The organism is Acidiphilium sp. JA12-A1 (genome assembly GCF_000724705.2).
Lineage (GTDB): Bacteria > Pseudomonadota > Alphaproteobacteria > Acetobacterales > Acetobacteraceae > Acidiphilium > Acidiphilium multivorum.
The window spans coordinates 1-13916 of sequence record NZ_JFHO01000015.1 but is presented as its reverse complement, the minus strand read 5'-3'; the positions used below and the strand labels follow the sequence as shown (position 1 = coordinate 13916).

The following is a 13916-nucleotide window of genomic DNA, read 5'->3' as shown; positions in this document are numbered from 1 at the left end:
GGATCAGAAATCGAGGTCGGCGTAGTGCGGCGGCGGCGTGAAGCCGGAGACACGATCGTTCAGCAGCGGGCGGAAGGCCGGGCGGGACTTGATCCGCGCATACCATTCGCGGGCGGCCGGATTCACCGACCAGTCGATATCGCCAATGAAATCGAGGGCCGAGAGATGCGCCGCGGCGGCGAAATCGGCCAGCGAGAGATTGGCGCCAGCAAGATATTTCCGCCGCTCGGCGAGAAAGCCGATATGGCCGAGATGGGCGCGTAACGCCGCATAGCCGTCGCGGATGCGCGAGGGGTCGGGGGCGCCGCGCTTGGCCGCCGGCTTCATCACCTTCTCGTAAAGCAGGTTGCGCGACACTTCGGTGGCGAAGCGCTCGTCGAACCAGGCGGTGACGGCGCGGATCTCGGCGCGCTCGGCCAGCGTGCGGCCGATCAGGGAAATGTCCGGGTACGCCTCGTCGAGATATTCGCAGATGGCGTTGGAATGGGGCACCACCAGCCCGTTCTCCTCGACCAGGGTCGGCACCGTGCCGGCCGGGTTCATCGCGAGGTATTCCGGGCGGCGCTCCCATGTCCGTTCGAGCTTGAGTTCGAAGGGCAGCCGCTTTTCGGCCAGCACGAGCCTGACCTTGCGGGCAAAGGGCGAGAGCGGGAGGTGATGTAGAATGCGCATGAACCGGCGTTATCGCAGGACGGCACCGGCGTGCAAGACGCGGCGGCGCCGTGCACCGCACGCAACCGTCCGTAGCATGTCATCACATTTATTCACTTTCGAGAATATCACAATTCCGTTACACTCAAAAGGCTGACGGACACACCCGTTGGGCTCAAGAAACGATATTTGGAGACACGCCATGAAACAAAGCTTTTCCAGCGAGGGCGGCGCCACGCGTCGTGCGACCCTGCTGGGCACCGCCTCGATCGCCGGACTTGCGCTTGCCTCGCGCGCCGGCGCGGCGGCGCCGCAGACCGTCACCCTGCCCTTCGCCAATGGCGAGCGGCCCGTCGTGCCGGCGGGAACGTTTCCGCAAAAAGGCGAGATGATCCTGCAGCGGACCCGCGCGCCGCTGCTGGAAACGCCGTTCGAGGTGTTCCGGGACAACCTGTTCACACCGAACGACCGCGCCTTCGTGCGCTGGCACATGGCCGACTTCCCGGAAAGCATCGACACGGCGAAATACCGGATCAGGGTTTCGGGCCTCGTCGACAAGCCGGTCGAGATCACGCTCGACGAGCTGATGCACGGCTTTCCGATCCGCAAGATCGCTGCGGTGAACCAGTGCTCGGGCAACAGCCGGGGCTTCATCGAACCGCGGGTGCCCGGCGCGCAATGGGCGCATGGCGCCATGTACAATGCGATGTGGACCGGCGTGCCGCTCAGGCATCTGCTGGCCCGCGCCGGAGTGAAGGCCGGGGCGACGCATGTTGCGTTCCGCAGCCTCGAGCAGGGCGGCGGGCTGTATCCGGCGGATGTCAGATTCGAGAAGGCCATTCCGCTGTCACGCGCCAATGACGGCGAGGTGATGATCGCCTTCCAGATGAACGGCGCGAATCTGCCGCTGCTCAATGGCTACCCGGTCCGCCTCATCGTGCCGGGATGGTATTCGACCTATTGGGTGAAGATGCTCACCGAGATCGAGGTGATGGATCACCCCTCGACCGATTTCTGGATGGCAACCGCCTACAAGATCCCTGACACGCCGACCGGATCGATGACACCCGGTGAGCCGGGGATCAAGATGGTGCCGATCAACGAGATGAAGCCGCGCAGCTTCTTCGGCAGCGTCACCAACGGCGCGCGGCTGCCCGCCGGCAGACCCGTCGTGGTTCGCGGCTTTGCCTTCGGCGGCGGCAGCGCCCTGAAGTCCGTTGCCGTGTCGATCGACGGCGGGGCGAGCTGGCGCCCGGCCAGGCTCGGGCAAAACCATGGTGCCTATGGCTTCCGGGACTGGCAAATTCCGGTGCGCTTCCCGAAACCGGGGGCCTATCGGCTGATGGTCCGGGCCACCAACGCGGCAGGGCACGTGCAGCCCGCGAAGGCAGGCTGGAATCCGGGCGGGTTCCTCTACAACGCCATCGAACATGTCGACGTCACGGTCGCCTGAGAAAGGACGGCAAGCCATGAAGATCATCAGCACATATTCCGCGCGCGCCGCTCTTGTTGCGCTCGCGGCGGCGACCGTCTGCGGCACCATTGCACTGGCGGCTGCACCCGGACCGACGCTGGGGCCGCTCTCGGTCAACGTTCCTTCTCCGGGTGGCTATTTCCAGGGCACGGGGGCGGAAATCCTGAACCAGCACTGCGTCACCTGCCACTCGGCGGGATTCGTTGAGCGGCAACCGAAGCTTTCCGCATCGACCTGGACAGTGGAGGTGACGAAGATGAAGAAAGCGTTCGGCGCGCCCTACGCGGAGGCCGACATCCCGAAGATCGTCGACGCGCTGGTGGCCCGGCAGAAGGCGATGAAATAGCCCAACTCAGCCGCCGCGATCGGCCTCGAAGAGGGACTGCAGTTCGGCGACGCTCTGCTCGATGCTGGCGACCACGCGCGACGGGTCGCCGGCAAAGCCGAGGGTTTCGGTGAGCAGCGCCTCGTCCCGCTGCCGGAACGTGAAGATGGTGCGCGCCGCCTCCTCGGCCGGAATGCCGAGTTCGCGCAGCGCGCGTTCGCCGAGTTCGAGGCTCGATGCAAAGGTTTCGCGCACGATGTGCTCGACGCCGCGATCCATCAGCAACTGGGCATGGCGGCGGTTCCGCGCCCGCGCCAGGATGGTCAGGTGCGGCAGGTGGCGGCGCGCGAGGTCGGCCACCCGGAGCGCCGCATCGGGATCGTCGAGTGCGATGACCAGCAGCTTCGCATTGCCCGCGCCGGCGGCGCGCAGGACGGTGAGCCGGGCCGGATCGCCGAAATAGGCCCGCGCGCCGAAGCGGCGGACGAAGGCGACATGTTCGGCGTTCTGGTCGAGGGCGACGAAGGGAATCCGTCGCACCGAGAGCAGCCGGCCGACGATCTGGCCGACCCGGCCGAAGCCGCAGATCAGCACCGGGACGACGGCGCCCTCCTCGATCGGGGTGCTCGGCGGCGTCTGCCGGCGGGCGATGCGCGGCATGACCCAGCGCTCGATGCCGGCGAAACCGAGCGGCACCACCAACATCGACAGGGCGACAGTGAGCGTCGCCAGCCCAGACTGGGCCCGGTTCAGCACCCCGGCACCGACGGCGGCGGCGAAGACCACAAAGCTGAACTCGCTGCCTTCCGGCAGCGCCGCGGCAAAGCGCAGCGCGGTGGCCACGTTGCGACGCTTCGCGAACGCGACCACGAACCCGACCGCGGTCTTCACCACAAGCAGCGCGGCCACGGAAGCGACGATCAGCAGCGGTTCGCTATGAAACAGCGAGAAATCGACCGACATGCCAACCGAGATGAAGAAGAAGCCGAGCAGCAGGCCCTCGAACGGCTCGATATCGGCCTGGATGGCGTGACGGAACTCCGAATCCGACAGCAGCGCGCCCGCCATGAAGGCGCCGAGCGAGGCCGACAGTCCGGCCCAGTGGGCCAGAGCCGCCGTGCCGACGACGATCAGCAGCGTCATCGCGGTGAACACCTCGGGGGTGCGCGCACCGCCGATCAGGCGGAAGACGCGGTCGGCGAGGACCATGCCGCCGAACAGGATCGCCGCCACCGCCAGCACCGCCCGCCCGACCGCGAGCCAGGGGACATTGTGGGCGAAATGCGCGGCGACATCCGCCGGGGCCGCGCCGGCGGCGAGATGGCTCGCCAGCGTATTGCCGACGAGCAGCGGCACCAGGGCGACCAGGGGGATGAAGGCCATATCCTGGAACAGCAGGACGGCGAAGGCATCGCGGCCGGAGGCGGCGCTGAGCAGGTTGCGCTCGTTCAGCATCGGCAGGACGATGGCGGTGGAGGAGAGCGACAGGCCGAGGCCGACCACCGTCGCCGCCGGCCAGCCGAGTCCGGCGAAATGGGCAAGGACGGCCAGAATGGCGGCGCTCGGGATCATGTGACCGAAACCGAGGCCCAGGATGGTCTTGCGCAGGATCCAGAGCCGGTGCGGGCGAATCTCCAGCCCGATCAGGAACAGCAGCATGGTCACCCCGAGCTCCGACACGCTGCGGATTTCGGAGATGCCGGTGACGAGGCGCAGGCCGGCCGGACCGATGATGAGCCCGGCGAATAGATAGCCCACGATGCTGCCGACCCCGAGGCGACGCGCCAGCGGCACCGTGACGACCGTGGCCGCGAGCAGTGCGACGAGGGTGATGATCATTGGGCCGGTTCCCCGAAACAGGCATGAGCGTGGATTGTGGGCCGCGGATGGTCAGGCAGTACCGGCGCGCGGAAGCGGACCGGCGGAATGACCCTGCCACCGGCCGGCGCGCCCGCCAACCGGCCCGATCGCGACAGGGCGGCCATTCCGTTTCCATCCCATGCCAATCGTGCGACAAACCCTTACGTAAGGCGGCGTGAGAACAGGATGATCGGGATGAACCACGATTTCGACCTTTTCGTCATCGGCGGCGGCTCGGCGGGGGTGCGGCTCGCGCGGATCGCGGCGGGGCATGGCGCGCGCGTCGGCATCGCCGAGGACCGGCACTGGGGCGGCACCTGCGTGAATATCGGCTGCGTGCCAAAGAAGCTGATGGTGATGGCGGCGGAGTACGGACTTGGCGCCGCCGATGCGCGCGGCTTCGGCTGGGACATGCGCGCCGTCGCGCATGACTGGCCCGGTTTCATCGCCGCCAAGGACCGCGAGATCGGCCGGCTGAACGGCGCCTATACGGGACTGCTGGAGCGGGCCGGCGCCACGATCTTCAATGCGCGGGCGCGGTTTCTCGGCCCGCATACGCTGATGGTGGGCGAGCAGCACGTCACCGCCGACCGGATCGCGATCGCGACCGGCGGCCAGCCGCTCCGGCCCGCCATTCCCGGCGCGGACCTCGCGATCGTCTCGGACGACGCCTTCCACCTGCCGGCGCGGCCGGAGCATGTCGTGATGGTCGGCGGCGGCTATATTGCTGTGGAATTCGCCGGAATCCTTGCCGGCCTCGGCTCGAAGGTGGACATCGTCTACCGCCAGCCACTGCCGCTGCGCGGGTTTGACCCCGACCTGCGGGCGGGGCTGGCGGAGGCGCTGGCGGCGAACGGCATCGGCGTGCATCACGGCGTCGAGCCCGTGCGGATCGAGGCGGCGGGCGCGCGGCGGCGCCTGCATCTGTCGAACGGGCACATGATCGAAGCGGATTGCGTGTTTTTCGCCACCGGAAGGGCACCGAACGTGGCGGGCCTCGGGCTGGACAAGGCCGGCGTGACGGCCGGGCCCGGCGGCGCGATCCCGATCGACGAGGATTATCGCACCAATGTCCCGCACATCTTCGCGCTCGGCGACGTGACCGACCGGCTGAACCTCACCCCGGTCGCCACCGCCGAGGGCCACGCCCTGGCGGACACGCTGTTCGGCAACCGGCCGCGCCGCATCTCCCTCGCCAATGTGGCGAGTGCGGTCTTCTCGATCCCGCCGCTCGCCACCGTCGGCGTGACGGAGGACGCGGCACCCGACGGCGCGAAAGTGTTCGTCGCGCGGTTCACGCCCATGCGTCACACGCTCAGCGGACGCGCGCGGAAAACGATGATGAAGCTGATCGTCGACGCGGAGACCGACCAGGTCATCGGCGCGCATATGCTGGGCGAGGACGCCGCCGAGATCATGCAGGGGCTTGCCGTGGCCATCACTGCCGGGGCGACCAAGGCGGATTTCGACCGCACGATCGGCATCCACCCGACTGCGGCGGAGGAATTCGTAACCCTGCGGACGGAGACACGACGGGTGAACCGCGGCGGCGAATCGGCGAAGCCGCGGGCGGCGGAGTAGCGCGCCCGCCCGGTTTTGGCTTATAGGCCCTTCTCCAAGGAGATCGCCATGAACGACGCTGACACGACGATGCATGATCCGGCGGGCTGGAGCCCGGAATCCTGGCGGGCGAAGCCGATCAAGCAGGTGCCGACCTATCCCGACGCGGCGAAGCTCGCTGCGATGGAGGCCCGCCTGCATGGCTATCCGCCGCTCGTCTTCGCCGGCGAGGCGCGCCGCCTGAAGGCCTCGCTCGCGCTGGCGACGGAAGGCAAGGCGTTCATCCTGCAGGGCGGCGACTGCGCCGAGAGCTTCGGCGACTTCACCGCCAACGTCATCCGCGACACGTTCCGCGTGCTGCTGCAGATGGCGGTGGTGCTGACCTTCGGCGGGTCGATGCCGGTGGTAAAGCTCGGCCGCATGGCCGGCCAGTTCGCCAAGCCGCGCAGTTCGGACAGCGAGACGATCGACGGCGTCACCCTGCCCTCCTACCGCGGCGACATCATCAACGGGCCGGATTTCACCGCCGAAGCCCGCATTCCCGATCCGGCGCGGATGGAGTTCGGCTATTTCCAGTCGGCCGGCACGCTCAACCTGCTGCGCGCCTTCGCCTCGGGCGGCTATGCCGACCTGCACCAGGTGCATCGTTGGAACCTGGATTTCGTGCGCCGCTCGCCGCTCGCCGAGCGCTACCGCGACCTCGCGGCGCGGATCGACGAGACGCTGCAGTTCATGGCCGCCTGCGGCATGACCAGCCAGTCGACCCCGCAGATCCACGAAACCGAATTCTACACGAGCCATGAGGCGCTGCTGCTGCCCTACGAGCAGGCGCTGACGCGCGTCGATTCGACGACAGGCGATCATTACGCCTGCTCGGCGCATTTCCTCTGGATCGGCGACCGCACCCGCCAGCTCGACGGCGCGCATGTCGAGTTCATGCGCGGCGTGAAGAACCCCATCGGCATGAAGGTCGGCCCGAGCATGGACGAGGACGACATGCTGCGCCTGATCGAGCGCCTCGATCCGGCGAACGAGGCCGGGCGGCTGACGCTGATCGCGCGGATGGGCGCGGAGCAGATCGCCGCCAAGCTGCCGAAACTGGTGCGGGCGACAAAGCGGGAGGGCCGCAATGTGGCCTGGCTGTGCGACCCGATGCACGGCAACACGATCACGACATCCGGCAAGGTGAAGACCCGCCGGTTCGATGCGATCCTGTCGGAAGTGCGCGGCTTCTTCGACATTCACGAGGCCGAGGGAACCACGCCGAGCGGCGTGCATGTCGAGATGACCGGGCAGGACGTGACCGAGTGCGTCGGCGGCGCGCGGCAGCTTTCCGAGGCCGATCTCGGGGCCCGCTACGAGACGTTCTGCGACCCGCGGCTGAATGCCGAGCAGTCGCTCGAACTCGCCTTCCTGATCGCGGCGGAACTGAAGACCCGTCGCGCGCCCCGCGGCACCGCGATCGCCGCCGAGTAAATGACCCGCGCCGCACGCCGGGCGGTCCCGCGCCCCGATCTCGACGCCGGGATCGCGGCGCGGACCGATGCCTATTTCAACCGGACCAGGGCGATCGTCGCCCGGTTCGGCGATGCGCGGGTCACTTACGCCCTGTTCATGCGCCGCCCCGTTGTCTCCGCGCCGATGCTGATGCTGCGCTGGCTCGACGAGGTGATGGAGGCGCGCGGCGAGCATGTCGAGGTCGAACTCGCCCGGCCCGAGGGATCCTGGGTAGGCGCAGGCGAGCCGATTGCCTATGTGACCGGCAGTTTCGTGGCCCTGGTGGATCTCGAGACGATCCTGCTGCAGAAGCTCGGCCCGGCCTGTGTGGCCGCGCACAATGCCTATCAGATGTGCGCCGCCCTGCCGAAAGCCGCCTTTCTCGCGATGGAATCCCGCCACTGCGCGGGCGCCGAAATGGAAGAGATGATGGCCTATGCGGCGTCGGTCGGTTCGCGGGCGGCGCGGGCCGAGGGCGCGCGCGGCTTCATCGGCAACGCCACTGACGAGACCGCGCATTATTTCGGTGCGCCGCATGGCTATGGGACCATGCCGCATGCGTTGATCGGATATGCCGGCAGCACCGTGCGCGCGGCCGAGATGTTCCACGAGACCTTTCCCGAATCCGACCTCACGGTGCTGACTGATTATTTCGGCCGGGAAGTGACCGATGCGCTTGCCGTCTGCCGGCGGTTTCCCGAGCTGGCCGATGCGGGCCGGCTGTCGATCCGGCTCGACACCCATGGCGGCCGCTTTCTCGAAGGGCTTGACCCGCAGGAGAGCTACGCGGTGATGGAGCGGCACGCGCCCGGCGCGATCCGCCGTTACCGCAGCCATAGCGAATTGCGCTACCTGATCGGCACCGGGGTGTCCGCCGCCGCGATCTGGCGGCTGCGCGAGGTGCTGGACGATGCGGGTTTCGTGCGGGTGAAAATCGTCGCATCGTCCGGCTTCGGTGTCGAGAAGTGCAGCGTGATGGCGGATGCGCATGTGCCCGTCGACGTCGTCGGGACAGGGAGCTTCATTCCCGAGACATGGAGCGAGACTTACGCAACGGCGGATGTCGTCGCCTATGACGGCGAGCCGCGGGTCAAGCTCGGCCGCGAATTCCTGCTGCGCGAGCGGGCCTGACGCGGCGAGCTCGGACGTCTCTCACTCGTCGTCTGTCGTTTCGTCGCCGGGCGCAGCCTGGCTGACCGCGGCGGGAAGGTGCTGCGCGAGAAGTTGAGCCGCCGCCGACGTATCGATCCCGAATTGCGCCGCGATCCTTTCCACCAGCGGGTCACCGAGTGCCTGCCGCACATCTTCGGCGCTGACCGGCAGGTTCTCTCCCGCGCCGAGCCAGGAAGCGACATGCGGGCCGAGATCGCTTTGCCGGAGTGTTTGCGTGAGGTCGGACAGACTGATGCCACTGCCCTCCAGCGCCTCCGCCAGGGAGCCGGCCGGCTGCCCCTCGGCAAGGCCGCTGATCAGACCGGAAATTCCGTTGAACAGACCCATTTGAAATCTCCCTAACCAAATACGGCCGGAAACGTTGCACACGTTCCGGCCGCGAATCAAGCAATCCCTGTCGGGATCGTGGTCAGGGACTCAGTATTTGCTGGCGTGCAGATGATGTTCGAGAGCCACCTTCTCGCACACATAGGCACCGCGCTTGGTCTTGCCGAAATACTTCGACTTTTCGCCATGGAAGACCTTGCTGCCCGTCGCGTGCCAAACCACCGTCCCGTGGCAGGCGGCCTTCGCCGCGCCGAGCGTCTTGTAGCCCGGCAGGGCGGCGGCGTGGGCGACATGATGCGTCTTCGCCTTGCTGTCCGGCGCCTTCTTGGTGGCGGCCTGGGCGGTGCCGGCGGCGCTCATGGTGAAGGCGAGCGCGAGCGCGGGAATTGTCGCGCGCAGGATCGTGCCGATGGTCATGGGAGATCTCTCCGATAAGAGGTTGGCTTGTCTTGCGGCCTGGCGATTCGGTCCGCCAGGCCGTGAGAGGGCGGTAACCAGACGTTGAGGCCAAATGATGGCAGGTTCGTAACAATCCGTCATAATCCGGCACGCGGTGACGACGGCACCAAAACCGCCTATCTAGCCGGCATGACCGACACACTCACGCTCGCCATCGCCCAGCTCGACCTTCATGTCGGCGCGATCGACCGCAATCTCGCGGCGATCCGCGCGGCCCGCGCCGAAGCCGCGTGCCGCGGCGCCGACCTGCTGGTCACGCCGGAACTCGGCATCGCCGGCTATCCGCCGGAAGATCTCGTGCTGAAGCCAGCCTTCGTTGCCGCCTGTGAAGCGGCTGCCGCCGAACTCGCCGCCGATACCGCGGATGGCGGGCCGGGCGTCATCGTCGGGCTGCCCTGGAGGGCGGAAGGCGCGCTGCATAATGCGGCTTTCGTGCTTGATGGCGGACGGATCATCGCCCGGCGGGCCAAGCACGAGTTGCCGAATTACGGCGTATTCGACGAAAAGCGGGTCTTCGCGCCCGGCCCGGCCCCCGGCCCGGTGATGTTCCGCGGGTTTCGCCTCGGGGTGATGATCTGCGAGGATTGGTGGCTGCCGGCCGTGTCGGAAACCCTGGCGGAGACCGGCGCGGAACTGCTCGTCTCGATCAACGGCTCGCCGTTCGAGGACGGCAAGCTGGGCGTGCGGTTGCAACTCGCGCTCAATCGCGTGGTGGAGACCGGCCTGCCCTTCGTCTTCGCGGCGATGACGGGCGGGCAGGACGAGATCGTTTTCGACGGCGCATCCTTCGCGCTGAATGCCGACCGCTCGCTGGCGCTGCGGATGCCGCATTTCCGTGCGGCAATCGAGACGCTCGTCTGGAAGCGGACAACCACGGGCCTGGTCGCGGAGCCGCACGTTCTGCCGCCCGAGCCTGAGCGGCTCGACCTGGTCTACCGGGCAATGGTGATGGGACTGGCCGATTATGTGAACAAGAACGGGTTTCCCGGCGTCATCCTCGGCCTCTCGGGCGGGATCGACAGCGCGCTTTCGGCGGCGGTCGCGGTGGATGCGCTCGGGCCGGCGCGGGTGCGCGCGGTGATGATGCCGAGCCGCTATACCAGCGCGCACAGCCTCGAGGATGCCGCCGCCTGCGCGGATCTGCTCGGCATCCGCTGCGACACGGTGCCGATCGGCGGCGCCACCGAGGCTTTCGCCGCCGTGCTGGAACCGCTCTACGAGGGCCGGACACCGGATATCACCGAGGAGAACATCCAGTCCCGCGCGCGCGGACTGATCCTGATGGCGCTGTCCAACAAGCTTGGCCACATGGTGCTGACCACCGGCAACAAGTCGGAAATGTCGGTGGGTTACGCGACTCTCTACGGCGACATGTGCGGCGGCTATTCGGTGTTGAAGGATGTCTACAAGACGACGGTCTTCGCGCTGTCGCACTGGCGCAACGCCAATCGCCCGGCGGACGCGCTGGGGCCGGCCGGAGCAGTGATGCCCGAACGCGTGATCACCAAACCGCCCTCGGCAGAGCTGCGGGAGAACCAGACCGACCAGGATAGCCTGCCGCCCTACGACGTGCTCGACGCCGTGCTGGAAGGACTGGTTGAGGGCGAGAAATCGATCGAGGAACTGGTCGCGGCCGGGCATGATCGGGCGACCGTGGCACGCGTGTGGAAGCTGCTCGACCGTGCTGAATACAAGCGGCGCCAGGCGCCACCCGGCGTGAAGATTACCGCGCGCGCCTTCGGCCGCGACCGTCGCTATCCGATCACCAACGGATTCACCCGCCTGGTCGGCTGATCAGGATCCGACCCCGGCGGCAATGGCGCCGGCAACCGGGTAGCTCGTCTGCCCGGCGAGGCGCACCAGCAGCGTCTTGGCGCCGGCCGTCAGTGAAGCCGGGATGATGGCATCGCCATTGGTCCAGCGATGCCCGGACTCCAGCGCGTACCAGCCTTCCCCCAGCATTTCGCTCTCGAGCGGCACATGAACCATCCGCCCCTCGTTCATTATCAGCAGCTGGACGACGTCGAGACCGAGGCGACGGCGATCCTCGGCGTCCGGATGGAGTTCGGCGGGGACGACGACATTCGACATCAGCCGCAGATCGGTCGGCGACGCAGGCAGCTGCACGGCATAGGTCGTCGGATCGAGTGACGAGACGGGCAGGAAACGCCCGTTCGCGAGCACGCGCAGGCCGGGATCGGTCGTTATCTCGGCAGCGGGCAGCCGCGCATCGATGCGCGCCCGGATCGCGGCCAGCATCGGCCCCGATTCGACAAAGGGCGCACAACTGCGGGTTTCGCGCATCGTCTGTGCGAAATCGGGATGAAGGGTCATCGCATCATCGTCGCTTTCGAAGAAGCGGCGATTGCCCGTGTCGAGATAGGACTCGGTGGGCAGTCCTTCCGCGAGCAGGATGTCGTGGGTCTCGAGTTCGATGTGATAATAGGTGAAGTTGCGGCGTTGCTCCTGGACGATCGAGCGGCCGTTCACCAGCGCCTTGGCTGGCACGAGGCAACCATCGAGATAGATCGCATGATCGGGTGAGAGATAGAGTGTGCGCTCGGGCAGACCATCGTCGATTGCGCCGCGCTCGATCCGCACGGGCCAGACTGTTTCGGGCCGGGGATGGCGCTGGCTGTCGATCGTCCGGCGTCCGACCCAGCGCACCGGCCGCATGGCTCCGGATTTGGTGATCAGCCGATCGCCACGGTTCATGGTCTCAACCGGGATGTCGCCATTCAGGCCGAAGATCCTGGTTCCTTCGAGGAAACAAACCGAGGTGGTGACGCCGGCATTCCTGTCACTGGCCGGCTGCGGCGCGAGATCCACAGACCCGGCGGAAGCGGCCGTCTGGTCCGCAACGCCTCTGGGCGCCAGATCGAAGGGAGACATCGCGGCTTGCGGTGAGGCAGCCTCCGCGGCGAAACGCGTCAGATCGACAAGGCCGGTCGTGCCGTGCATGTCCGTCTGCTGCAACGGTGCAACCGTGCTGACCTGGTCTTCCGCGTGTTCGTGAAGATCATTTTGCTCGATATCGAACGACTCGTCCGGATCATCGGACGGATCGGAATCGATGCGCGGCATGGCAATGGGCGTCAGGACCGACAGCAGGAGTTCATCGGCATATTCGACATCGGCGGTTCCGCCGATAGTGCCGCTGATCGTGATCGGATCAACGGATGTGAACTGGAGATCCAGGACACCAAACGTCCTGGCTTCGGGATCGCGATTGCGCACTGCCGCGGACCGTGCCGGTTCCGGAGCCTTTCCGCCCGGCTTCGTCATCCTGCTCATCTTCTTCTCCCACCGGAACGTCGTGCCTGGCCCATAACAGGCATAAAAATCCGGGTAAGTTCAAAATTTGAAAAATTTTCAGTTTTATCTTTTTTTTATACTTGATAGTATCGTATATGATTTCTGAAATTTGATCAAATTTATTATCGGTTATTTGAAGATGGCAACGCAAAACATTTTCGTTACAAAACTTTCTTTCTTATTTCGATCTCCCGGGTAGCGAGACAAATGCCGCAGGGTGAAAGCATGAAACACAACCGGAGCGACCCGCTCGGCGGATCGCTCCGGTCACAATACGCAGAAACTGGACCCCGGAGCTGAAGGGTCAGACCATCTTCTTGAGCGACGGCGATGCCTTGAATCGCACAGTCTTACCTGCTTTGACCTTGATTTCCTCGCCGGTGCGGGGGTTCACACCCTTGCGCGCCTTGGTCTTGCGGACGGTAAACGTGCCGAAGCTCGGCAGCGTGAACTTCCCGTTCTTTTTCAGTTCCTTAACGATTGCTTCCATCAGGTCCGTCGCGGCGCGGTTGGCGGCCACGCCCGTGATTTCGGCGGAGCCCTGAATGACCTCGGCGATAAACGCTTTCGACATGGTCGAAGCCTCTTTCCTGTCTAAGATCGGCTTTCGGGCCGATGCCGGCGTTTCCGGCAGGTTGGATAAATTGACGAATCGACCAACAACGAATCGATCGGCGGCGAATCTTGTAGCGATTCGCCGTATTATTCAACATACGAAAATGCGTTGACTGCCAATTTGCGCGCTCGTGGCGAAGTTGCGACGACACCGCAGTATCTGCTCATCCTGGTCCGTCGATAAGTTGAATCGATTGTGAATTGACGTGACCACGGCGGATACGATTCGACGGGAGGCGTGAACGAGCTTCCTGACCTGTCTCTCCTATCGCACGCTGAGAAAGACGCGCTGATCCGCGCGCTATGGGACGCGTTGCAATCATCCGAGCGCAGGAACGCGGAACTGGCAATCCGGCTTTCGGATGCGGAACGCCGGATTGCGGAGTTGGAGGCGCGGCTAAACGAACCGCCGAAGCGGCCGGACAATTCGAGCCTGCCGCCATCGCGCGGGCAGAAGCCAAACCGGCCCGAGAAAAGTCCGCGCAAGGGGCCCCGCAAAGGCAGTCTCGGCCGTGAGGGTGGCGGTCGCTTGCTTGCCGAGAACCCCGATCAGACGGTGATCGCGAAGGCGGCGCATTGCCAGCACTGCCGTGCCGGGCTGACTGACGCGGATCAGCGCCTCGCGCAGCGCTACGACAAGATCGATCTGCGCCGATCAAG

13 protein-coding genes are annotated in these 13916 nt (G+C 66.1%); 7 read left to right on the top strand and 6 right to left on the bottom strand.

Going from position 1 to position 13916, the window contains the following annotated elements:
• Positions 1-3 precede the first annotated feature (3 nt).
• Complete coding sequence (locus tag RT91_RS03020; protein ID WP_007421968.1) at positions 4-672, bottom strand: glutathione S-transferase family protein; 669 nt, start codon at positions 670-672, stop codon at positions 4-6.
• Between the two features lie 181 nt (positions 673-853).
• Here RT91_RS03020 and RT91_RS03015 point away from each other — a divergent pair, with 181 nt between their 5' ends.
• Entirely contained in the window at positions 854-2104 is a 1251-nt protein-coding gene (locus RT91_RS03015) for a molybdopterin-dependent oxidoreductase (protein ID WP_035185723.1), read from the top strand.
• Between the two features lie 16 nt (positions 2105-2120).
• Complete coding sequence (locus RT91_RS03010) at positions 2121-2471, top strand: hypothetical protein (RefSeq protein WP_007421970.1); 351 nt, start codon at positions 2121-2123, stop codon at positions 2469-2471.
• Between the two features lie 6 nt (positions 2472-2477).
• Here the strand turns inward: RT91_RS03010 and RT91_RS03005 are convergent, their stop codons facing one another.
• Positions 2478-4289: a cation:proton antiporter gene (locus tag RT91_RS03005; protein ID WP_035185722.1), complete on the bottom strand. Its 1812-nt coding sequence runs from the start codon at positions 4287-4289 to the stop codon at positions 2478-2480.
• Positions 4290-4505: 216 nt separating this feature from the next.
• Between RT91_RS03005 and gorA the strand changes: the two genes are divergently transcribed.
• From gorA to RT91_RS02990, 3 genes are read left to right on the top strand one after another with little or no spacing between them, the layout of a single operon-like run.
• Complete coding sequence (gene gorA / locus RT91_RS03000) at positions 4506-5891, top strand: glutathione-disulfide reductase (RefSeq protein ID WP_007421972.1); 1386 nt, start codon at positions 4506-4508, stop codon at positions 5889-5891.
• A 48-nt stretch (positions 5892-5939) separates the two neighbouring features.
• Complete coding sequence (locus RT91_RS02995; protein ID WP_035185721.1) at positions 5940-7346, top strand: class II 3-deoxy-7-phosphoheptulonate synthase; 1407 nt, start codon at positions 5940-5942, stop codon at positions 7344-7346.
• Positions 7347-8498 carry a nicotinate phosphoribosyltransferase gene (locus tag RT91_RS02990; RefSeq protein WP_007421974.1) on the top strand — a complete coding sequence of 384 codons (1152 nt, stop codon included), beginning with the start codon at positions 7347-7349 and terminating at the stop codon, positions 8496-8498.
• A 21-nt stretch (positions 8499-8519) separates the two neighbouring features.
• Here the strand turns inward: RT91_RS02990 and RT91_RS02985 are convergent, their stop codons facing one another.
• Together RT91_RS02985 and RT91_RS02980 are read right to left on the bottom strand one after the other, a co-directional pair.
• Complete coding sequence (locus tag RT91_RS02985) at positions 8520-8867, bottom strand: YidB family protein (protein ID WP_035185719.1); 348 nt, start codon at positions 8865-8867, stop codon at positions 8520-8522.
• A gap of 90 nt (positions 8868-8957) precedes the next feature.
• Positions 8958-9284 (bottom strand): hypothetical protein, encoded by a 327-nt coding sequence (locus tag RT91_RS02980; protein WP_007421976.1) that lies wholly within the window; start codon positions 9282-9284, stop codon positions 8958-8960.
• Between the two features lie 171 nt (positions 9285-9455).
• Between RT91_RS02980 and RT91_RS02975 the strand changes: the two genes are divergently transcribed.
• Positions 9456-11120, top strand: a complete 1665-nt coding sequence (locus RT91_RS02975) for an NAD+ synthase (RefSeq protein WP_205408950.1) — start codon at positions 9456-9458, stop codon at positions 11118-11120.
• On the opposite strand, the gene RT91_RS02970 is transcribed toward RT91_RS02975, so the two are convergent.
• Positions 11121-12620 carry a Hint domain-containing protein gene (locus tag RT91_RS02970; RefSeq protein WP_035185715.1) on the bottom strand — a complete coding sequence of 500 codons (1500 nt, stop codon included), beginning with the start codon at positions 12618-12620 and terminating at the stop codon, positions 11121-11123. It abuts the gene before it with no gap.
• Between the two features lie 325 nt (positions 12621-12945).
• Complete coding sequence (locus RT91_RS02965; RefSeq protein ID WP_007421979.1) at positions 12946-13215, bottom strand: HU family DNA-binding protein; 270 nt, start codon at positions 13213-13215, stop codon at positions 12946-12948.
• A gap of 279 nt (positions 13216-13494) precedes the next feature.
• Between RT91_RS02965 and RT91_RS02960 the strand changes: the two genes are divergently transcribed.
• The coding region (locus RT91_RS02960) for a DUF6444 domain-containing protein (protein WP_240314169.1) at positions 13495-13916 on the top strand (422 nt) is incomplete at its 3' end.

Bases quoted from the DNA above. Each gene is read 5' to 3' on its own strand.
- RT91_RS03020 (WP_007421968.1), bottom strand. From the start codon at position 672: ATGCGCATTCTACATCACCTCCCGCTCTCGCCCTTTGCCCGCAAGGTC.
- RT91_RS03015 (WP_035185723.1), top strand. From the start codon at position 854: ATGAAACAAAGCTTTTCCAGCGAGGGCGGCGCCACGCGTCGTGCGACC.
- RT91_RS03010 (WP_007421970.1), top strand. From the start codon at position 2,121: ATGAAGATCATCAGCACATATTCCGCGCGCGCCGCTCTTGTTGCGCTC.
- RT91_RS03005 (WP_035185722.1), bottom strand. From the start codon at position 4,289: ATGATCATCACCCTCGTCGCACTGCTCGCGGCCACGGTCGTCACGGTG.
- gorA (WP_007421972.1), top strand. From the start codon at position 4,506: ATGAACCACGATTTCGACCTTTTCGTCATCGGCGGCGGCTCGGCGGGG.
- RT91_RS02995 (WP_035185721.1), top strand. From the start codon at position 5,940: ATGAACGACGCTGACACGACGATGCATGATCCGGCGGGCTGGAGCCCG.
- RT91_RS02990 (WP_007421974.1), top strand. From the start codon at position 7,347: ATGACCCGCGCCGCACGCCGGGCGGTCCCGCGCCCCGATCTCGACGCC.
- RT91_RS02985 (WP_035185719.1), bottom strand. From the start codon at position 8,867: ATGGGTCTGTTCAACGGAATTTCCGGTCTGATCAGCGGCCTTGCCGAG.
- RT91_RS02980 (WP_007421976.1), bottom strand. From the start codon at position 9,284: ATGACCATCGGCACGATCCTGCGCGCGACAATTCCCGCGCTCGCGCTC.
- RT91_RS02975 (WP_205408950.1), top strand. From the start codon at position 9,456: ATGACCGACACACTCACGCTCGCCATCGCCCAGCTCGACCTTCATGTC.
- RT91_RS02970 (WP_035185715.1), bottom strand. From the start codon at position 12,620: ATGAGCAGGATGACGAAGCCGGGCGGAAAGGCTCCGGAACCGGCACGG.
- RT91_RS02965 (WP_007421979.1), bottom strand. From the start codon at position 13,215: ATGTCGAAAGCGTTTATCGCCGAGGTCATTCAGGGCTCCGCCGAAATC.